General features: G+C 69.8%; 15 protein-coding genes and 2 pseudogenes. 6 read left to right on the top strand and 11 right to left on the bottom strand.

The features are described 5' to 3' along the window. Positions 1-113 precede the first annotated feature (113 nt). The 5 genes from ACFZDJ_RS09565 to ACFZDJ_RS09545 form a co-directional block, all read right to left on the bottom strand. On the bottom strand, positions 114-1,043 hold the full coding sequence (locus ACFZDJ_RS09565; protein WP_391057858.1) for a DUF2637 domain-containing protein: 930 nt from the start codon (positions 1,041-1,043) through the stop codon (positions 114-116). Between the two features lie 314 nt (positions 1,044-1,357). Next, entirely contained in the window at positions 1,358-1,978 is a 621-nt protein-coding gene (locus tag ACFZDJ_RS09560) for a hypothetical protein (protein ID WP_391057408.1), read from the bottom strand. Positions 1,979-2,157: 179 nt separating this feature from the next. Then, positions 2,158-2,844, bottom strand: a complete 687-nt coding sequence (locus ACFZDJ_RS09555; RefSeq protein ID WP_391057405.1) for a hypothetical protein — start codon at positions 2,842-2,844, stop codon at positions 2,158-2,160. 5 nt (positions 2,845-2,849) lie between these two features. Further along, positions 2,850-3,692 (bottom strand): helix-turn-helix domain-containing protein, encoded by an 843-nt coding sequence (locus ACFZDJ_RS09550; protein ID WP_391057401.1) that lies wholly within the window; start codon positions 3,690-3,692, stop codon positions 2,850-2,852. Between the two features lie 1,101 nt (positions 3,693-4,793). Next, a complete protein-coding gene (locus ACFZDJ_RS09545; protein ID WP_391057398.1) occupies positions 4,794-6,242 on the bottom strand; it encodes a recombinase family protein in 1,449 nt (482 codons plus the stop codon). A 23-nt stretch (positions 6,243-6,265) separates the two neighbouring features. On the opposite strand from ACFZDJ_RS09545, the pseudogene ACFZDJ_RS09540 reads away from it, so the two are divergent. After that, positions 6,266-6,694, top strand: a pseudogene (locus tag ACFZDJ_RS09540) (aminotransferase class I/II-fold pyridoxal phosphate-dependent enzyme); the annotation flags it as partial. Between the two features lie 245 nt (positions 6,695-6,939). Here ACFZDJ_RS09540 and ACFZDJ_RS09535 read toward each other — a convergent pair. Both ACFZDJ_RS09535 and ACFZDJ_RS09530 read right to left on the bottom strand, forming a co-directional pair. Beyond that, positions 6,940-8,979 (bottom strand): FAD-dependent oxidoreductase, encoded by a 2,040-nt coding sequence (locus ACFZDJ_RS09535; protein WP_391057396.1) that lies wholly within the window; start codon positions 8,977-8,979, stop codon positions 6,940-6,942. A gap of 446 nt (positions 8,980-9,425) precedes the next feature. Next, entirely contained in the window at positions 9,426-9,980 is a 555-nt protein-coding gene (locus tag ACFZDJ_RS09530; RefSeq protein WP_390933031.1) for a Uma2 family endonuclease, read from the bottom strand. A gap of 175 nt (positions 9,981-10,155) precedes the next feature. On the opposite strand from ACFZDJ_RS09530, the pseudogene ACFZDJ_RS09525 reads away from it, so the two are divergent. Both ACFZDJ_RS09525 and ACFZDJ_RS09520 read left to right on the top strand, forming a co-directional pair. Further along, positions 10,156-10,335: pseudogene (locus ACFZDJ_RS09525) on the top strand (aminotransferase); the annotation flags it as partial. A gap of 104 nt (positions 10,336-10,439) precedes the next feature. Continuing rightward, entirely contained in the window at positions 10,440-11,639 is a 1,200-nt protein-coding gene (locus tag ACFZDJ_RS09520; protein WP_391057393.1) for a hypothetical protein, read from the top strand. A 109-nt stretch (positions 11,640-11,748) separates the two neighbouring features. Here ACFZDJ_RS09520 and ACFZDJ_RS09515 read toward each other — a convergent pair whose 3' ends face one another. Both ACFZDJ_RS09515 and clpB read right to left on the bottom strand, forming a co-directional pair. Further along, positions 11,749-12,285, bottom strand: coding sequence for a YbjN domain-containing protein (locus ACFZDJ_RS09515; RefSeq protein ID WP_067374173.1), 537 nt, complete (start codon positions 12,283-12,285; stop codon positions 11,749-11,751). A 174-nt stretch (positions 12,286-12,459) separates the two neighbouring features. After that, entirely contained in the window at positions 12,460-15,045 is a 2,586-nt protein-coding gene (gene clpB, locus ACFZDJ_RS09510) for an ATP-dependent chaperone ClpB (RefSeq protein ID WP_384908750.1), read from the bottom strand. A gap of 144 nt (positions 15,046-15,189) precedes the next feature. On the opposite strand from clpB, the gene ACFZDJ_RS09505 reads away from it, so the two are divergent. Next, positions 15,190-15,603 carry a TIGR03618 family F420-dependent PPOX class oxidoreductase gene (locus tag ACFZDJ_RS09505; protein ID WP_391057391.1) on the top strand — a complete coding sequence of 138 codons (414 nt, stop codon included), beginning with the start codon at positions 15,190-15,192 and terminating at the stop codon, positions 15,601-15,603. Positions 15,604-15,989: 386 nt separating this feature from the next. Here the strand turns inward: ACFZDJ_RS09505 and ACFZDJ_RS09500 are convergent, their stop codons facing one another. Then, positions 15,990-16,286, bottom strand: a complete 297-nt coding sequence (locus ACFZDJ_RS09500; protein ID WP_075033054.1) for a (2Fe-2S)-binding protein — start codon at positions 16,284-16,286, stop codon at positions 15,990-15,992. A gap of 366 nt (positions 16,287-16,652) precedes the next feature. Here ACFZDJ_RS09500 and ACFZDJ_RS09495 point away from each other — a divergent pair, with 366 nt between their 5' ends. After that, on the top strand, positions 16,653-17,645 hold the full coding sequence (locus ACFZDJ_RS09495; protein WP_384908746.1) for a helix-turn-helix transcriptional regulator: 993 nt from the start codon (positions 16,653-16,655) through the stop codon (positions 17,643-17,645). Continuing rightward, on the top strand, positions 17,642-18,631 hold the full coding sequence (locus ACFZDJ_RS09490; protein ID WP_391057388.1) for a helix-turn-helix transcriptional regulator: 990 nt from the start codon (positions 17,642-17,644) through the stop codon (positions 18,629-18,631). The genes ACFZDJ_RS09495 and ACFZDJ_RS09490 overlap by 4 nt, the downstream gene beginning before the upstream one ends. Here ACFZDJ_RS09490 and ACFZDJ_RS09485 read toward each other — a convergent pair. Further along, complete coding sequence (locus ACFZDJ_RS09485; RefSeq protein WP_384908743.1) at positions 18,594-19,628, bottom strand: LuxR C-terminal-related transcriptional regulator; 1,035 nt, start codon at positions 19,626-19,628, stop codon at positions 18,594-18,596. The genes ACFZDJ_RS09490 and ACFZDJ_RS09485 overlap by 38 nt on opposite strands. Positions 19,629-19,796 lie beyond the last annotated feature (168 nt).

Below are 19,796 nucleotides of genomic sequence, written 5' to 3'. Positions count from 1 at the left end.
CTCCGTGGGGTGTTGGTGCCAGGTGCTCAGCCGTGCGCGGCCCCGGGCCCGTGCACTTGTCGGCGCAGGGCACGGGGCGAGCCGAAGGGGGAAGAGTCGGTGCGCTGCGGGGGTCAGCCGGTGCCGACAGGGCGTGCGTCGAGTTCCCTCAGCGGCTGGGAGGCGGCTTCGCCTAGCACGTCGAGAGGCTCGTCCTCGAAGCCTTCGTACGCGTCGGGCTCGGCCTGACCCGTGCGCTCGGCCTGCAGCTGGTCGCGCAGGGCGCGGGCACGTTTCTGGCCGATCCGCAGTGCGCTGCGCAGACGCTCGGCGGTCAGCCAGTCGTCGCTCCAGCCGGCGGTCAGGTGCCGGGCTTCGGCGAGGATTTCGGCGTCGGTGCGGGTGCGGTCGGCGGTCGACTTGGCCGCGGCGGGGACCCGACCGGTCGCCCGGCGTCGGGTGGCTCCGGTCGAGTGCACCGCGGCGGCCGACCGGGGCGGTCGGAGAGCGGAAGCCGACTCCTCGACCTCGATCGGCCTCGCCGCAGGCATCTCGGCGACCTTCACTGGGGCCGACTCGGTCGACGACCCGGGGGCCGTGTCGGCCCGGTCAGACCTCGACCGTGCGTCCTGCCTGTCGGCTTGCTCACTAACCGACTGGCAAGAGTGAGCCGACTCGGGGTTGTGGTGCAGCACCTTCGCCACGAGGTCCGACCCGAAGTAGATCGACCCGACCGGGAGCGAAGTCGCCAGCAGCACGAGGACCCAGTTCGCGGGGTCCCAGTCGGTCAATCGGCCCCACCGTGTCGGCATGGTGTGTAGGGCCGGGGTGAGGCCGTGCACGTAGTTCAGCAGGAGGCTGGCGATCGTGTAGGTCGCCAGGACCCGCAGCGCGAACTTCCGGTCGGCATCGGGCAGCACGAGTGTGGCAATCAGCGCGAGGGCCATCAGCCCGTCGACCACGATCGGGTAGAAGAAGGCGGCGGTGGGGTCGGCGCCGATGGCTCGGGCAACGTCGGACAGGGCATTCCACGAGACCCGGAAGGCCATGAGGACGACGGCCATCAGGCCGACGACGAGAGTGAAGCGTGCACCGCCGTTCGCGCGGTGGCCGCCGGCGCGTACGACTGCGTGGCGGCCGAAGCGAGCCCGGAGCCGGGCGAGGCGGGAGCGGTGGCTGTCGGCGCTGGGGATGGCGACCGGAGGTATCGGGGTCGGGGAGGGCAAGTCAGATATCTCCAGGGTGGGGAGTACGAAGTGAGAGCAGCGAGCTTGGGCTGGTCGCGACGGCGGGCTCGGCAGTCAGTTCCCAACCCAGTGAGGGGCTGCGCGTGTGCTCGTCACCTCGCATGCACGGTCTGGGCTCTCGCGTGGGTGGCTCACGCAGACGGATGGGCGCCAGTCTGTGGGTCTGCGGTGGTGGGCTCCTGGCTCGCCGTCGGGCTGTGCTCGACGATGCCGAGGCGAGCCAGCAGCAGTGCGCGCATGCCGCGTCCAGCGGAGTCAGGGCCGCGGCGAGGCTGGTCGAGTCCCAGGGCTTGGCGCCACAAGGCCGCTGCCATCACCGGGCCGTAGCAGGCGCCCACGGTGCCGCCGACGGGACCGTATTCGGCGTAGGCAGGAATGCTCAGCACGGCCGCGAGCATCCAGACCAGGACGCCGGCCACGCCGGCCTCCCGTCGTGGTCCGTGCAGGTTCTGGCGGGCGACCAGTGCGGAGGCGACCATTGCGAGCTCGCCGGTGGCGAAGAATGCGGTGCGCTCGATCGTGTTGTGCATCCCGAGGTGGTGGTCGGCGAACCGCCAGCTGGTGACCGCGCTGAACACGGTGCACGCCACGGCCGCGACATACGACACGGCCACCGGCATTGAGCTGCGTCGGCGTCGCTCGGACGACTGGCGTGGGCTGTACCAGCACAGCATCACCACCATCCCGACCTCGAAAGTCGTCAACGCGGTGACCAACATGAGGTCGGCATCTGCATGAGGGAACGTGGGCATCAGCGGGCGCCTCCGAGTAGCAGGACAGGGGATATCAGGGCAGTAGGCGGGCATGAGAGAGGTCTCCAAGGAAGCCGTCTGGGCATGGCGGTGGCGCTGCCGACGGGCAGTGAAGGTGGGATTGGGGTACGGCGAAGGAGCCGCTGGTCAGGTGCCGGCGCCGACACGAGGGCCACGGTTCACGCGGCTCCCTGCTGGCCTAGCTCCGCAGCAAGGTCCACGCGAGTGGGGTGCGGGGTAGCGCGGGGTGCGTTGCCGCGGGCATGGCCGTCGAGCCCCAGGCGCCGGCTGCGGCAAGGCTCACCCTCGTCGGCATGGCACCACCGGCACGGGACGCTTAGGGCGTCGGGCTGTCCGGCGGCGACGGCGGCCTCGCGGGCGGCGCGAGCCGGCCGGTAACGGGCGAGTTCGGTGCGGACGGTCGGCGGGATGCACGACCCGATGGCGGCGAGGCGGGCTTCGACGTCGGGGTGCGGGCTGCCGCTGGTGATCTGCCGGTGCGTCGATGGCTCAGCGGTGCCGGTGGCGACCGCTTGTCGGTTGGCGACCAGTTCGGTCCGCCAGGCTGACCAGTCGTCCGGGTCGGCGACCGGTGTGGGGTCGGTGTGGCGGCTGAGCCGGTCGCGTCGGTAGGCGTGCCACTTGCGGGCAATGTCCACGGGCAGGATCGCGTACGGGGACGCGAGGACGTGGCCCCGTATCGCCTCGCGGACGTCCCAGCCGTGAGCGGTGGCGAAGGGCACGTCGTGGAGCAGCTCGTGCCACTGGGCGATCTGGTCACGGGCCTCGCCCGTGCCGGGGCGGATGGTACGGGGGTCGAGACGGCCGATGCATGCCAGGACGGCGGCGACTTCGTTTCGTTCCAAGGTGGTCACTCCGTTCCGGTCGGTTCGTCGAGGGCGGCGAGCAGGGCGGCCATGTGCGCCTCGGCACGGGTCATGCCGACCTGCGGTGCGGAGGTGCCGCCGGGCAGGGCGTAAAGATTCGGGCGGCCAGGGGCGGGGGTGTGCTCCCGGGCGATCCACGCTCGCCAGTCGGCAGCCCACGCGGTGGCGGGACGCGGCGGCGACATCGCCCGGTACGAGCGCCATTTCTCGTCGGCGGCGTGCAGCGCGTGCTCGCCGAGCCGGTCGAGGTGGCCGTGGTGCCGCAGCCAGGCCCGGGCACCGTCGTCGATCCTCCACTCGGCGGCGGGGATGAGCGGGACAGAGCTGCTGCTCTTACCGTTCACCTTCGGTTCACTACCGTTCTGGGGGTCGGAATCCACACCCCCTCCGGGCCGGAATCCGCACCCCGCGGGGGCCGGATTCCGTTCCCCAGGATCGGATTCCGGTCCCCCCTCCGAGGAGTCGGCAGGGTCGGATTCCGGCACCCCGAGGGTCGGATTCCGGTCCCCCTGGAAGGCCGGATCCTGGTCCCTCTCGGGGGCCTGTTCGGCCAAGAACCGGGCCGCGGACGGGAGGTGGTAGTACGTCTCTCCGCGTGGTCCCTTGCGGTCGGCGAGTTGCTCCAGCTCCCCGTCCTTGATCAGCTTGGCGAGGGCGTCACGCACGGCGGTACGGGAGGCGTTGGCGCGTTTCATGAGAGTGGGCACGGACGCGTACGCGTTGCAGCGCCGGTCGGGGCACCGGTCGGCGATCAGGGCGAGGACCATGCGGGCGGTGCCCTTGCTGCGGCTGTGGTCCCACACCCATTCGCGGGCGTCAAGGCTCATCTGGAGGCGGCTCCTATGTCGAGGCTGAGGGGTGCGCGCGGGCTCTCTGCGGGCAGTTCTCAGGAGGGGGCGCGGTGTGGGGTTCCCGGCGCATTTGTGTCGGCCAGGGCGGTTGCGCGCAGGCGTATGCGGGGGGCGCCTTGGCCCCTGCTATGGCGTGTCGGGTATTCGTGGCTCCGAGGTCAGCGTCCGGGCGCACGACCAAGACAGCCACACCCGTCCGGCACAAGTCCAGCATTACGCCGAGAAATCAAACAGCTAACGGCGAACGCGTCCTGCGCCGCTTTTCCCGGAACGGTAGATACGAATCTCCGGTTGACGAGACCGCGACATAAACCGGGTAACTCGCAGTCCATCGCCAGGGGGCAGTACTGGCTCGACGGCGAGCCGAACTAGATTGCATGCCAGGCCGGAGCGAGCACGGTCAGAATATGGCGATGCGATGAGCCCTCCCCCGCCGTGAATTCGAAAGTCGAAAACGCCACGCCACATTTCGCCGCTCTTCGTCCGTAGGGCAGGGAAAGCGACACGAAGGAAGCGGAAATTGGCGGCGAATCCCCGGTTGCCGAAGCCAGCATGGTCATGCCGCTTGGACATAACTCGCGGTAGAGAGCAGGTCCGCGAGCCGGGCGGCACTCCGCGGGCTGATCGTCGCGGTGAACCCGTCGCACACTCGTCGGAGAGCGGCCTCCCTGGCCTCATCCGGCTTCTGACGGTGGTCACAGTCGCGCTCGGATGCGATATCGAGGTCAGGCTGGATCGCGGTGAGCTCTGGCTGTCGTTGGGGCATGGACGTCCTCAGGGCATATCGGTCGGCAGGCCACCTGCCGCGACGCAGAGCGAGCGGACGGGTGGCGGGTGACGTCAATAGTCCGGAGGATCGCCGGTTTCCCTAACCGGCGATCGTCGGTTACGATCTCTCGCCGCGCGCAAGACTGGCACTCTGAGCCAATCGCGGTCCCGGGCGCCAACTGCGGTTCCCTCGCTCGTATTTGGACAGAACCGCGAAGCGGGCGGACCTGGCGCCGAGGCGGCCCCATCGGGCCTGAGGACGACGTACAACCCACACACCTGCCCCACACGAGCGGGCCGCCGGCCTTGCTACAGCGGGTTCTGCTCGATGCCGATCCGGTCCCAGTCCATGTACCGGCCGAACTTCTTCGGCTCGTCTATGACCACCCCGGAGAAGAGAAACCGCAGCACGGCATTGCGTCGCTCGTCCGTCATGTCCTCGGCGTCCCACGCCGCCCGCGCGCCCGCGCCCGTAAGACCGTCAAGGAGCACCATCGGCCTGACAACGACCTTGCGCTGCGCCTTGGCGATGCGGTCGGTGATCTCCTTGCGCATCTTGCGGTACTCCGCCGTGGAGATCTCCTTCGCGGTCCACATCTGGTTCAGCTCGCCGAGCTGCCGCTGGTCGTCCTCCAGCTCCTCGGTCACGCTCTCGGAGAGGTTGCTGCTGGCGAGTCGGCCGTCGACACGCAGCTTGCCGAGTAGCTCGATCGCGGCGTCGACGACGAAGTCCTCCAGCGTCAGGGCCATGATCGACCGGGTGCACTTCTTCTCGTCGTTCCTGCCCCGGCGGTTGCACTGGTAGACCGGTCCGTTGCCCTTGGCGGTTCCGGACATCAACGTCCCGCACCGCCCGCACATGACCAGGCCGCGCAGCAGGTAGTAGCGCTGCGGCGGCTGGCTGAGCGCCTCCCGATGCACCGCCGACCGGTACTCGCGCCGCGTCCGCACTTCCGCCCACACGCCTGCGTCTATGATCGCGGGCCAGGTTCCGGGGCCGGCTTCCACACCCTGATGCATGCGGATTCCCGCGACGTGCCGGGAGTCGAGCAGCGCACGGACAGTGCCACTGGTCCACGCCTTGCCACCAGCTGTGCGGATGCCCCGGCTATGCAGGTTCTTCGCGATGGGCGCCGCACCCTCGCCCTTGAGATAGCGGTCGAAGACCTCCCGGACGATCTCGGCCTCCTCCTCGACGATCGTCATCCCGTCCTTGGTGTAGCCGAACCGCCTGACACCTCCCTGCGGCTTGCCCTCCCGTGCCCGGTCCTGCATGGCGGACTTCAACCGCCGCGAGGTGTCGTCCGAGGAGCGGCAGGCGTGCGCGACCTCGATGCGGAGGATGAAGCGGTCGTCGGGGTCGGAGAGGTCCCGCCGGTTCGCCTCGCCGTGGAGCGTGATGGCGTGGTCGTCAGAGACCTGGAGCAGTTCCTCCAGGTCCCGGGGCTGCCTCATGAGCCGGTCGGGGTGGTAGGCGATGATGTGGCGGAAGCCGCGATTCCGGGCGTTTTCCAGCAGGCGGTCCCAGCCGGGTCGCTTCCGCTTGCGGCTCCAGGCCGAGCGGCTGTTGTCCACGAAGACGTGGGCGGGGTCGATGACGAAGCCGCGCCGGTCGGCGATCTCGCGGCAGATGCGCTCCTGGCGGTCGACGCCGGTCTGGTCGTCATCGTCCGCCTGGGAAATGCGGCAGTAGATCGCCGCCGGCTCACCGGGGATGGCGGTGCTGGTGTTGCCCCTGGTGGGCTTGTTGCGCAACATGTGAATGAGTGTACGAACGAGGAGTCGGCTGGGTGACGGGCACGCCGGGCCTCGTCACCGCCGTACGGTCGGCCAAGCAGTTCCTGACGTACGTGGCGTCGGGGCCGTTCCAGTACGCCGTGGCCGAGGCGCTGGCGCTGCCGGACACGTACTTCGAGGCGTTCCGCGCGGACATGCTGGCCAAGCGGGACGTGCTGGCGGCCGGGCTCACGGAGGCGGGGTTCAAGGTCTTCCAGCCGGCCGGCACTTACTTCATCACCACCGACATCCGCCCCCTTGGCGAGAGCGACGGCTTCGCCTTCTGCCGCGCCCTCCCGGAGCGCGCGGGCGTGGTGGCCATTCCCAACGCGGTCTTCTACGACGACCGTGAGGCCGGGGCACCGTTCGTGCGGTTCGCGTTCTGCAAGAGGGACGACGTTCTCCACGAGGCCACCAGCCGCCTGCGGCGCCTCGCGTCGTTGGGCTCCAAAAAAACAATCCAGTCTTCGCCGTACTGCGCGGGCCGCCCAACCCACCGTCCCTGACAACTGGGCCCGGCCACGGCTCGGTGATCAAGCTTTCAGAGCCCGCATGTTCACCGAGTCGATCGCGCAGCGGGGCCAGTCCAACTCGCCGCGGGCGCCGAGTGAGACGACGTCTGGGGGAGCCGTCCGGCCCACAGCCGGGCAGCCCCCTCAGCAAGATCTTCGTGAGCCTTCTAGGCCAGGTGCACCTCCAGTGCCGCCCGTACGCCGGACTCGACGGCACCCTCGATCCACGACGGCTTGACCGAGGTGTGGTCCCCGGCGAAGCGCAGCGGCCCCTCGGGGGCGCGGATGTGCCCGAGGAGTTCGGTGTGCTGGCCGGGGAGCAGAACGGACGCCTCACCGTACGCGTACGGATCGCGCAGCCAGCTCTGGGTGCGGCCTGCACCGGTGTAGAAAACCTCCACCCGCTGTCCGTAGACCTGTTGCAGGCCGCGCAGGGCGTACGGGTAACGGGCCTCGTCGTCGAAGGAGTCCCAGCGGGAGGCGTCGTCAGCCCAGCAGTAGGAGGCCAGGACGACGCCTCCCTTGCTGCCAGGGACGGGGTGCGACGGGTTGATCATGAAGCGGTTGGAGTTGTCGGAGACCGACCCGCCGCCGATGATGTGAGCAGCCTCGGGCTGGTCGCGGCCGACCCAGCGGTTGGCGGCGTAGTGCGCGCGTTGTGCCGGGCTGATGTGGCCGCGCGGCACCGAGGGGTGCGCCCCGAGCAGGCTGCCGTCGGCGGGCGCCTTGCCACGCAGGTAGTCGTCGTACAACCCAGTCCGTACGGCGTCGAGTTCGCGTTTCCAGTCGGTCTCGGTGAACTCCCACCAGCGGCGGCTGAACTCCAGCAGCACCTTGGTCGCGCTGTCGTAGTGCAGCTCGGCGACGGCACGGCGCTTGCCGTATGCCATCAGCGGGCTGATCTGCACCTGTCGTAGCCCGGAGAAGGGCACGGTGACGATCGCCAGGTCACCGGTGAACTGCTCGCGCACCACCTTGCCGTCGCGGCCCTCCGACACGGTGTCGATCCACACGTGCGTGCCATCCCGGCGCACGTGCGAGGTGTCGTCGGCACCGGGCTCGTGCTGTCGGTCGGCGTCCCAGTACTCGATGTGCGTGGCGCGCCGGTCGCGGCGCAGCACGTCGGACACCTGCCGCAGCAGCGCGTCCGGGAGTGTCGCCGTGCCGCCGACCAGCTCCCAGAAGGCGGTGTCCGGGCTGATCAGGGACTGGCTGATGAAGCTGTGGATGAAGGACAGCGGCAGCCGCGAGGTCAGGTTCTCCAGGGTGCCGACCAGGTCGATGGTGCGCTTGTCGAAGCCGGCCTGTTCGGTCAGGAACCGGTACATGGACCAGTCGCCGTAGCGTTGGACGACCCGTGCCCAGCCCTGTACCCGCTCCGGCATGGGTTTGTCGACGCGCTTGCCGTCCGGCCCGACCGTGCTGAACTCGTCGCGTGCGGGGTCGAGGGCATCGCCGAGGATCTTGGAGGAGGGCGTGTCCCAGTACTTGCGGGGTACTCCGAAGGACTGGTTGACGCGGCGGGGGGATCTGGAGTAGTCGGAGCGGCGTACGCGGATGCCGTTGACGTGCAGCCATGCGTGGTTGACGGGTTTGCCGGATCCGTCGACGTCGACGAGGTGGAACGGGCGCTTCTTGACACCGAGTTGCTCGATCAGGTGCATTACCAGCGGGTGGCTGCCGGGGATACGCATGGCGCCGGCCTCCGCGTACTGCCGCGGATCCGCGAACGGCTGCACGGCGTGCTCGTGGCCACCGGTGCGGAAGGTCTTGATACGTCCGCCGACCCGGTTGCCGTTGGCCTCCAGCAGCGTCACGTGGTGTCCGGCGCGCTTGAGCAGCCAGGCGGCGACGAGGCCGGCCGGACCAGCGCCCACGACCAGGACCTTCTTGGCGGCCTTGGTCCGGGCGCGGGGCAGCCCGGAACCGAGGATCTTCTCGTACGTCGGTACGAGGGGCCTGTCGTGGGCGTCGACGACCAGCAGCGCGCGGGCGACGGCAAGACAGGTGTCCCAGTCGGCGGTGGAGCGGGACGGGCAGGGGGCCTGCCCCGGGACGGCGGGAGCGGCAGGGGCGGCCGGTGCCGCGGTCGCCGGGTCGGCGGTGCCCAGTCCGAGGACGGTGACGCCGGCGGCCGTGCCGGCGGCGGTCGTGAAACGCCGCCGGGACAACGGCGGTTGGCTGGCTGTGGTGCGGAGTTCATGCATACGTCCTGGATAGGGCCCGCCAGAGTGCCGTGAACAAGAGATGATCAATGGTCACCCGAACGTGCGAGCGCGGGGGCTCGACTCCCCCGCCCGTAGCGCACGCGCGCGGAACAGATGCTTCCGCGCGCCCGCACGCCTCCGGCGGCCGAAGGCCCGCGGTTCGCGGTTCGCGCCCCGCGCTGTCCCTGCTGCCTGCTGCCTGCTGCCTGCTGCCTGCTGCCTGCTGCCTGCTGCCTGCTGCCTGCTGCCTGCTGCCTGCTGCCGAACGAGTCCGGGCCGTCCGTCGGTCAAGCGCGTCTACGTGCTGTCGGCCGCCGCAGTGGTCCGGGCCGAACTGCCGAACGGTGCGACGGCCTCGCCCCCTGTCTCGCCCCCTCGTCCCATCCCTCGGCCACGACCCCGACGGTAGCGTGCGGCCGAGGACGTACGACGCCGGGAGTCCTTCGTCAGCGGGCGTCCGCCTCGTGCTCCGGACGCGGGAGTTCGTCGAGGTCGAGGGTGAAGGTGCGGCCGTCAGCCAGGGGGATGGGGAGCTTGCCCGTGCCGTACTTGTGGGTGTGTGCCGCGATGTAACCGGTGGCGTTCGGCTGGGTGTGGAGGACGACTTCCTGGGCGTAGGGGTCTACGACCAGGTAGATGGGGATGCCGTAGCGGCCGTACTTCGCGGTGCAGTCGTCGTAGTCCTTGCGGGCGGAGGAGGTCGAGACGACCTCGGAGATCAGCAGGACGTCCTCGAAGCTGTAGCGCTTGCCCTCCCGGCGGGCATCCTCGCGAAGGATCGCCAGATCGGGGGCGGAGTTCTCGTCGGCGGGGAAGTCGATGTAGACGTCGGAGGTGGTCTTCGCGTGGCGTCCGAGGGACACGATCGTGTCGTACTGCATCGACTTGATCGTGCTGGAGTGCTCGAAGCTCTGCGGAGTCATGATCACCTTTCCGTCAGCTCCGAACAGGACCGTGTATCCCTTGGGGAACTCGGTGTGCACGATCCCATCGACGCTCATGGACGGCTCCTTCCCGTGTGTGGTCAGGATACGACGGACAGTGCCGCGTCACCGAGCCCGGCGGTACGGCTGTGAGATCGGTCCGGACAGGTTCTGCGGCCGGCTCGACGGCGGTGCTGGAGATCCCCTCGGTGGGGCTTGTCGCGCGACATACAAATGAGTGCACGAACAAGGCGTCGCCTGGGTGACGGGCACGCCGGGCCTCGTCACCGCCGTACGGTCGGCCAAGCAGTTCCTGACGTACGTGGCGTCGGGGCCGTTCCAGTACGCCGTGGCCGAGGCGCTGGCGCTGCCGGACACGTACTTCGAGGCGTTCCGCGCGGACATGCTGGCCAAGCGGGACGTGCTGGTAGCACGGGGGCCCAGGACGGTGGGGAGGGCGCGCCGAAGTGGGGGAAACCGTACCCGCCCAGGCGTGTAAAGCTCGCAAATACCCCGTCAGGGACGCACAGTTCGGGTGTGACCCACGCCAGTACCCTTCCGGCCCCCGCCGCCCCGAAGCCCGGTGACGAAGGGCACGGCCGCCCGGCGCGCCTCGCGCACGGCCTGCCCCCTGTCGCGCACGCGCTGGCGCTGTTCGCGACGGCGCGACTCGTCGGCGTTCTCGTGCTCGCCGGAACCGCCTGGGCGGGCGGCAAGCGCCCCCTCGCCCTGCTCGGGCGGTCCTGGGACTCGCTCTGGTACCTGGGGATCGCGGCGCACGGCTACGAACGCACCCGGTACTTCAGGCCCACCGTCGTCCACAGCGACCTGGCCTTCTTCCCGCTGTATCCGGGGCTGATCCGCGCCGTCACCACGCTGACCGCGCTGAGCGGCGGCGCGGCGGGACTGCTGGTCGCCTGGACCGCCGCCGCGGTCGCCGCCTGCGGGATCTACGCGATCGGGGCCCGGCTGCACGGACGCGCCGTCGCCACCATGCTGGTCCTGCTGTGGGGCCTGCTCCCGCACTCGATCGTGCTCTGCCTGGCGTACACCGAGCCCGTCCTCACCGCCTTCGCCGCCTGGTCGCTGTACGCGGTGCTCACCGGGCGCTGGCTGTGGGCGGGCACGCTGGCCGCGCTCGCGGGCATGTCGCGGCCGAACGGGATCGCGGTGGCCGCGGCGGTGCTGGCCGCTGCGGCGTGCGAGGTCTGGCGGCGGCGCGGACGGGTTTCCCACAGGCTGTGGACGGGCGTCGCGCTCGCGCCGGTCGGCTGGGGCGGCTATGTGCTGTGGGTGGGCCGGCGCAAGGGCGATCCGTTCGGCGGCTATTTCCAGGTGCAGCGGCTGTGGGGCTCGCGCTTCGACTTCGGCGCCGGTTCGCTGCGCTTCGTCCAGCATCTGCTGACGCACGGGGACCGTTTCGTGTTCCCGATGACGATGGTGGTCGTGGCGGCGGCCGTGCTGCTGTACGGGCTGCTGATCGCGGACCGTGCCCCGCTGCCACTGCTCGTGCACAGCGGGGTACTGCTGCTGATCGCGCTCGGCGGCTCCGGGTTCTTCGAGTGCAAGCCGCGCTTCCTGCTGCCCGCGTTCCCGCTGCTGCTGCCGCTCGCCAGGGCGCTGGTCCGCACGGCAAGAGCCCGGCCCTGGCACGCCGTCCTGGTGGTCGGCGCCCTGGCCGGGCTCTCGTTCGCCTACGGCGCGTATCTGGTCGTCATCGCGCACACGCCGCTGTAAGAGCTCCGAACAAAAATGAGCGCCCGGCTCGCGACGACCGGCACGCACCGGACGCCGCGAGCTGATCGGACTCTCATTTTGTTCGGAGCTCTAAAACCTGGTGGGAGGACTACTCCTCGTCGTCGTCCTCGGGCTTCTCCTCCGCCTCGTTGACTTCCTGCTCAAGGCCGAGCTGCTCGACGAGCCACTTGTCGAACTCGATGGCGGCCCGCACCCAGCTGACCGTCGACGAAACGAAGTGCTCGAGGGCGACGCCGGTGCCGATCAGCATCTGTGCCTCGCCGATCAGGCGGACAGTGCCGTCGTCGTGCGTGTGGCTGTAGACCTTCGGCCACAGCGTGCGGCGGTTCCAGTCGTCGATGGACTCCAGCAGAGTCGGCTTCTCGTCGATCTGGTGCGGCCGGTCGTAGAACGTCCGCACCGAGAAGACCTGCTGGTCCCCCTCGCCGCGGAACATGAAGTACGTACGGAACTCCTCCCACGGCGCCGCGAGGTCACCCTCGTCGTCAACGACGTACTTCAGCTCCATCTGGTCCAGGAGCTGCTTCACGAGGTCCTGATCCGGGACGACGGGGCCCGCCGGTCCGCCGGGCTGCGGCTCGGGCTGGCCCCCGAAATTCGGAATCGAGGACGGGTCGATGCTCACCGTGTATTTCCCTTCGTACGGATGCTGCCATCCTCCCCCATCACGGGCGGTCAGTGGCAACCCCCACAGGCAAAGGCACGGACACCACCACCGGGAGTGTGTATCCGATGCGGCCAGTGACGACGGCGCCGCCGGGACCGGCGCCGTCGACCGCTGAGAATCAGCCCGTCCGGGCTACTGCGCGACCCCCACGATCAGGCCGTCCCCGAATGCGTCCACCCGGACCGTGTCGCCGTCCTTGACCTCGCCCGCCAGGATCTCCTTGGCGAGCCGGTCGCCGATCGCGGTCTGGACGAGGCGGCGCAGCGGCCGGGCCCCGTACGCCGGATCGTTGCCCTCGTCCGCGAGCCAGGCCAGGGCCGCGTCGCTGACCTCCAGGGTGAGCCGGCGCTCGGCCAGCCGCTTGGCGAGGCGGCCGATCTGGAGCCCGGCGATGCGCTCCAGCTCCTCCTTGTTCAGCGCCGAGAAGACCACGAGGTCGTCGAGGCGGTTGAGGAATTCTGGCTTGAAGGAGGCCCGTACGACCTCCAGGACCTGCTGCTTCTTCTCCTCCTCGGAGGTCAGCGGCTCGACCAGGAACTGACTTCCCAGGTTCGAGGTCAGGATGAGGATGGTGTTGCGGAAATCGACCGTACGGCCCTGTCCGTCGGTGAGCCGTCCGTCGTCCAGCACCTGGAGCAGGATGTCGAAGACCTCCGGGTGCGCCTTCTCGACCTCGTCGAGCAGGACGACGCTGTACGGGCGCCGGCGCACGGCCTCCGTGAGCTGGCCGCCCTCCTCGTAGCCGATGTACCCGGGCGGGGCGCCGACCAGCCGGGCGACGCTGTGCTTCTCGCCGTACTCGCTCATGTCGATGCGGATCATGGCCCGCTCGTCGTCGAAGAGGAAGTCCGCGAGAGCCTTGGCGAGTTCGGTCTTGCCGACGCCGGTCGGGCCGAGGAAGAGGAACGATCCGGTGGGCCGGTCCGGGTCGGCGATTCCGGCGCGGGTGCGGCGTACGGCGTCGGACACGGCCTGGACGGCCTCGCTCTGGCCGATGAGACGGCGGCCCAGCTCCTCCTCCATGCGCAGAAGCTTTTGGGTCTCGCCCTCCAGGAGGCGCCCGGCCGGGATGCCCGTCCAGGAGCCGACCACGTCCGCGATGTCGTCGGGGCCGACCTCCTCCTTGACCATGGTGTCCCTGGCGGCCTCCTCCTCCGCCTCGGAGGCCTCCTCCAGGTCCCGCTCCAGGGTGGGGATCTCGCCGTAGAGCAGCTTGGAGGCGGTGTCGAAGTCGCCGTCGCGCTGGGCGCGTTCGGCCTGGCCGCGCAGCTCGTCGAGCTTCTCCTTCAGCTCGCCGACGCGGTTGAGGGACTGCTTCTCCTTCTCCCAGCGGGCGGTCAGGCCCCGCAGCTCCTCCTCCTTGTCGGCGAGGTCGCGGCGCAGCTTCTCCAGACGCTGCCGGGAGGCGGGATCGGTCTCCTTGTCGAGGGCCAGCTCCTCCATGCGCAGCCGGTCCACCGCGCGCTGGAGTTCGTCGATCTCCACGGGGGACGAGTCGATCTCCATGCGCAGCCGGGAGGCGGCCTCGTCTACGAGGTCGATGGCCTTGTCGGGCAGGAAGCGGGAGGTGATGTACCGGTCGGAGAGGGTGGCCGCGGCGACCAGCGCGCTGTCCGCGATCACCACCTTGTGGTGGGCCTCGTAGCGCCCCTTGAGTCCGCGCAGGATCGCGATGGTGTCCTCGACGGACGGCTCGGCCACCAGGACCTGCTGGAAGCGCCGCTCCAGGGCGGGGTCCTTCTCGATCCGCTCGCGGTACTCGTCGAGGGTGGTGGCGCCGACCATCCGCAGCTCACCGCGGGCGAGCATCGGCTTGAGCATGTTGCCGGCGTCCATGGCGGAGTCGCCGCCCGCGCCCGCGCCGACGACCGTGTGCAGCTCGTCGATGAAGGTGATGATCTGCCCGTCGGAGTCCTTGATCTCGGCGAGGACGGTCTTCAGCCGCTCCTCGAACTCACCCCGGTACTTCGCCCCGGCCACCATGGCGCCGAGGTCGAGCGCGACCAGCCGCTTGTTCTTGAGCGACTCGGGCACGTCGCCCTTCACGATCCGCTGGGCGAGCCCCTCCACGACGGCGGTCTTGCCGACGCCGGGCTCACCGATGAGGACGGGGTTGTTCTTGGTGCGCCGGGACAGCACCTGCACGACCCGGCGGATCTCCTGGTCCCGGCCGATGACCGGGTCGAGCTTCCCGTCGCGCGCGGCGGCGGTGAAGTCCGTACCGAACTTTTCGAGCGCCTTGTACTGGCCCTCGGGATCCGGGGTCGTCACCCGGCGTCCTCCCCTGCTCTTCTGGAACGCCTCAAGCAGCTTCTTCGCACTGGCGCCCTGCTGGGAGAGTACGTCGCCGCTCGGGCCGCCCTTCGCGGCGATCCCGATGAGGAGGTGCTCGGTGGAGAGGTACTCGTCCCCGAGCTCCTTGGCCTTGTCGGCCGCCTCGGCGATGACGGCGAGCAGTTCGCGGTTGGGCTGCGGGGGCGCGACCGTGGACCCGGTCACGCTGGGCAGGCCGGCGAGGACGCGCTCGGCCGCGGCCCGTACGGCGGCCTGGTCGGCGTCGACCGCGGCCAGCAGGTCGGTGATGTTCTCGTTCTCCTGACCACCGAGCAGCGCGAGCAGCAGGTGGGCAGGGGTGAGGTCGGGGTGCCCCTCGGACACCGCCCGGCTGGTGGCCGCGTTGATCGCGTCCCGGCTCCTGTTGGTCAGCTCGGCGTCCACGTTCGCGTTCTCCTCCTCAATACGACCCTGATGTACGACTCTGATGTACGGACTGACTCACCCAACGTACACAAAGTTGAGTCTATTCCACTCAAGTAAGGTCGGGAAGCCATGGCACTCACGGGTGGGGATACATTTCCGACCATGAGCGCATACCCGGTGGACCCGCACGATCCCGACCCCGCGTACCTCGTCTTCTGGCGGGAACGCCATCTGTGCACCCTCACCACCCTCCGGGCGGACGGCAGCCCGCACGTCGTGCCTGTCGGGGTTACATACGACCCCGAGGCGGGCCTGGCTCGGGTGATCACCAACAAGTCCAGCGCGAAGGTGGGGCACGTGCTGGCCGCGGGGGCGCAGGGGGCGCGCGTCTCGGTCTGCCAGGTGGACGGGCGCCGGTGGGCGACGCTGGAGGGGCGCGCGAGGATCGCCGCGGACTCCGCGCGTGTCGCGGAGGCGGAGCGGCGGTACGCGGAGCGGTACGGGAGGACGCCCTCCCCGAACCCCGACCGGGTGGCGATCGAGATCACGCTGACCTCGGCGATGGGGCACGGCTGACCGGTCCCGGGCGGCGGGGCCCGGCCGACCCGTCCCGAGCGGCGGGGTCCGGCTGACCGGTCCCGGGCGCGGGGTCCGACCGGCCGCGGGAGCGGGACCCGGTCGACCGGCCCCGGGCACGGAATCCGACCGACCGGCCCCGGGCACGCAATCCGACCGACCCGTCCCGGACGGCGAGGTCCGGCCGACCCGTCCCGGGCGCGGAACCGGCCGACCGGCCTCGGGCGGGAGGCCCGGCTGGTTTCAGCCGTTGCGGAGATGGCATGGAGAGGGGCGGATACCTGGATCTTTCGCCCAAAACTGCAGCGGCGTCACCGTGTTCAGGTCACGGTGACGCCGCTGCGGGGGGAAGTACCTGCGCGATCTACTACGACGGGGGAATCGCGTCAGGCACTGCGGGGGGTGGCTGAGATGGTCCTTACGTCCGGGACTTCCGGCTCGGCCAGCTGGTGGTCACGCTGGTCGAGGTTCACAAAGATCATTCCGTACCGAATGGCACATCGCACGGGCTGCGGCGCGCCGCGCGGGCGCCGCAGACACCGGTACGCCCGGACGTCCTCGTCGTCGTCCCGGGTGACGACGACCGGCTCTCCGAACACCGTCACCATCAGCGAGTCGCCACTGTGGGGAATGGCGGTCGCCAGGTCGATGAAGTGCCAGCCGGAGCGGTACGCGGTGGCCATTTCTCGGCGGAAGGATCGGTCGTCCGGGGGTGTCGTCACGTCAGCCCCCGGCGCCGTCATCCGTACTGACCGACGACGCGCTCCCACCGGCAGGCGTGGTGGACACGGCTACCGCCGGCCAGGCACTGTCCGCCCGAGCGTCACCCTTCCCATCGGAGAGGCCACTCAGCGCACCGAAGGCCACAACGGCGGAGAAGGCGGCGACAAGCACCGAGCGAAGCATTTTGTTACTCATATTCGGCTTCGTCCTCACTTGAAGGTCCCCTCTTCCCCCGTCGGATACGACGATGGCTCATTCGGGCACGTCATGGCCACATAATCGATGCATCATGTTCCTGCACGTTCAGGACCCTGGGGGGTGGAGATTTGGCAACGAATCAGACTAAAGCGACACATCCCCATGCGGTGACCGAGTTGTGTGAGGAGGGAAGCCGCCTTTACGCGAATGCCCTCCGCACGGGACGTATCGCCCGCGCGGAAGTGGAGACGGCTCCCTGCCTGATGGAGTTCGCCCTACTCCATCCCGATCCTGATGACGCCAACTGGCTGCGTCCCGTACCCGCGTCGATCGCCCTGTCCCAGCGACTGAACCCCCTGGAACACGAGATCACCGAGCGCAGGCGGCTGTCGATCGAACTGGCCGACGCTTTCGAGCCGTTCATGGCCCTCAGCGCGCAGACCACGGTGAGCACGCACTCCATCACCGTGCTGGAGGGCGGCGACCGCATCAACGCGGCTCTCAACCTCGCCACGGCCCAGTGCCAGACCGAGATGCTCACGGTCCAGCCCAGCGGCAACCGCGGCGAGCGCTCCCTCATCCAGGGCCTGGAGCGGGACAGGGTGCTGATCGAACGTGGTGTGAGGATCCGGACGCTCTATCAACACACGGCCCGCTACAGCCCGGAAAAGCTGGCCTACGTGGACAAGCTCTCCAACGGCAAGGTGGAATACCGCACCATCGACGAGCTGGTGGAGCGCCTGATCATCTGTGACGAGACCGTCGCCGTCATCCCCGCGCGCGACGATCAGCAAGTGGCGCTGGAACTCCGCCATCCGGGCCTCGTCCGCTACCTGATCAAGGTCTTCGAGTTCATGTGGGCCCGCTCGGTCCCACTGAGCACCGGCGCTCCCTACGAAACCGACCCCGACGGCATCACGGACATCCAGCACTCCATCGCCAAACTCCTGGTGGAGGGCCACGTCGACGAGGCCATCGCCCGCCGCCTCGGCATGAACGTCCGCACCTGTCGCTCCCACATAGCCAAGCTGGCCACCGCTCTCGGCAGCGGCAGCCGCGCCCAACTCGGCTATCTCATCGCGGAATCGGGAATCCTCAAGCAGGAGGGAGCGGCGGGGTGACCGAAGCGCCGCACCCGGCCCACGGCGTGGAAGAACTGTGCCCGGCCGGATCGGAGCTGTACGAACGGGCCCTGCGCGAAGGGCGCGTACGCAGCGCGGACGCCGCAGAAGCACCCTGCCTCGTCGACTTCGGACTGATGCACCCGGCCATCGAGGATCTGAACTGGCTGGAGCCCGTCGCCCCGGCTGTCGCCCTCCACCGGTTGTTACGGACCTCCGAGGAACGCGTCGCGGAAGAACGGCGGCGCGAGGCCAGACTGGCCGCGGTGTTCGAGCCGCTGATGCGGATCGACGGCCGGCGCACGGCAGCCACGGACACCCCGACGATCCGGGTCCTCAGCGGTACGGAGCGGATCAACGGGGCCATCACCGAGGCCATGGCCGACGCATCCCGGGAACTCCTCACCATCCAGCCCCACGCCGGCCACATCGGCCGGCGCTATGAGGCGGCCGAGGCCACCGCCCTGGGTCGCGACCAGGCCCTGCTCGACCGCGGCGCCCGCATCCGCACCCTCTACCAGCACACGCTCCGCCACTCACCCATGACTCTCGCCCGCTACGAACAGCTGAACGGCGACGTCGAGGCTCGGAGCCTGGACGAGATCACCGACCGGCTCATCGCCGTCGACCGCGCCGTCGCCTTCATCCCCGCCGACAAAGACGGCTTCCTCGCCCTGGAGGTCCGCCATCCGGCCCTGGTCTCCTACCTCGTGACCACCTTCGACCGGCTCTGGCGCCTGGCCACCCCCATGTACCCGGAAGCCGTCCAGCGCCCGTCCCACAACGGCATCACCCCCCGACAACGGGCCATAGCCGCCCTGCTCGTCGAAGGGCACACGGACACCGTGATCGCCGACCGCCTCGGCATGAACGTCCGCACCGCCCGCGTCCACATCGCCAAACTCGCCGTCACCCTCGGCAGCGAGAGCCGGGCCCAGCTCGGCTACCTCATCGGGCGGTCGGGGATTCTCGAGCGGGATCACTGACCGGCAGCAGTTCCGCGGCGCGCTGCGGTCCGTCCAGGCCCGCCTGCGCGATCCGCACCCCCAACTGGGTGCGGCTCGCGGCGCCCAGGGTCTCCGAGAGGCGTGCGATGTGGGCCCGGCAGGTGCGGACGCTGATACCCAGCCGCTCCGCGACCACCGCGTCCTGGTGTCCCTCGGCGAGCAGTGCCGCGATGGACCGCTCGCGGTGGGTGATGCCGTCGATGCCGGTGTCCGGGAGCGGCGCGGCGAGCGGGATCGCCAGGCGCCACAGCCGTTCGAAGACCGTGACCAGGTAGTCGACGAGGGCGGGGTGGCGCAGTTCCAGGGCGATGGTGCGGTCGGAGTTGGCCGGGATGAACGCCACCTTGCGGTCGAACAGGATGAGCCGCTCCACGACCTCGTCGAGGGTACGGGCCTCCGCGACTTCCCCCATCAGCTCCATGTAGTTGTGCAGGCCCTGGCCGTGCCGGGCCACGTGTGTGTACAGGTCGCGCATCCGCACGCCCCGCCGGCGCATCTCCAGCGCCCGGTGCAGTCCCTCGGAGAGTTCGTCCTCGCGACGGATGCCGCCGGGCTGCACGGTGAGCACCTCGGTCGCGCACGCCTCGGTCGCCTCGTCCATCGCGGCCCGGATCCGCGGCAGTCCGTCGAGCACGCGGATCGCCACGCCCTCCGTGGGCGCCTGGACGCGCCCGCCGAGACCGGCGTACCACTCGAACGCGGCCACCGCGTCGCCCACCCGCGTCTGGCTGGCGCTGACCTCCTCGTACACCCCGCGCAGCAGCCGTGTCATGACCTCCTGCGGCGAGGTCGGCACCAGCCACCCCATGTCGTCGGGGTCCGGATGCAGCAGCGCCAACTCGACAAGACAGGGCACCGTCTCGGCGTCCTCGCGCGGCACGCGTCCGCGCCGCACGGCCCGGGAGTACACCCGGTCCCCGGCCTCGCACAGTCGGTCAGCGCCGTGCGGATGCCTGTCCCTCCTGTGCCCGGCCATCTTCCACCCCTGGCTCCAGCATCCTCGCGATGCGACGCCTCCGCGCCGTCCGCAGCGCAACTATGCGCGGCCCCGACCGCCATCGCAACACGGCTGCACCCTTCGCACGCCCCCTCTCGCCCGCATACGTCCTGAAATATCCCCACCTCCGCACGGCGCTCTGCAACA

The organism is Streptomyces sp. NPDC007896, from assembly GCF_042959425.1.
Taxonomy (GTDB): domain Bacteria; phylum Actinomycetota; class Actinomycetes; order Streptomycetales; family Streptomycetaceae; genus Streptomyces.
This window is presented reverse-complemented; position numbering and strand designations above follow the sequence as displayed.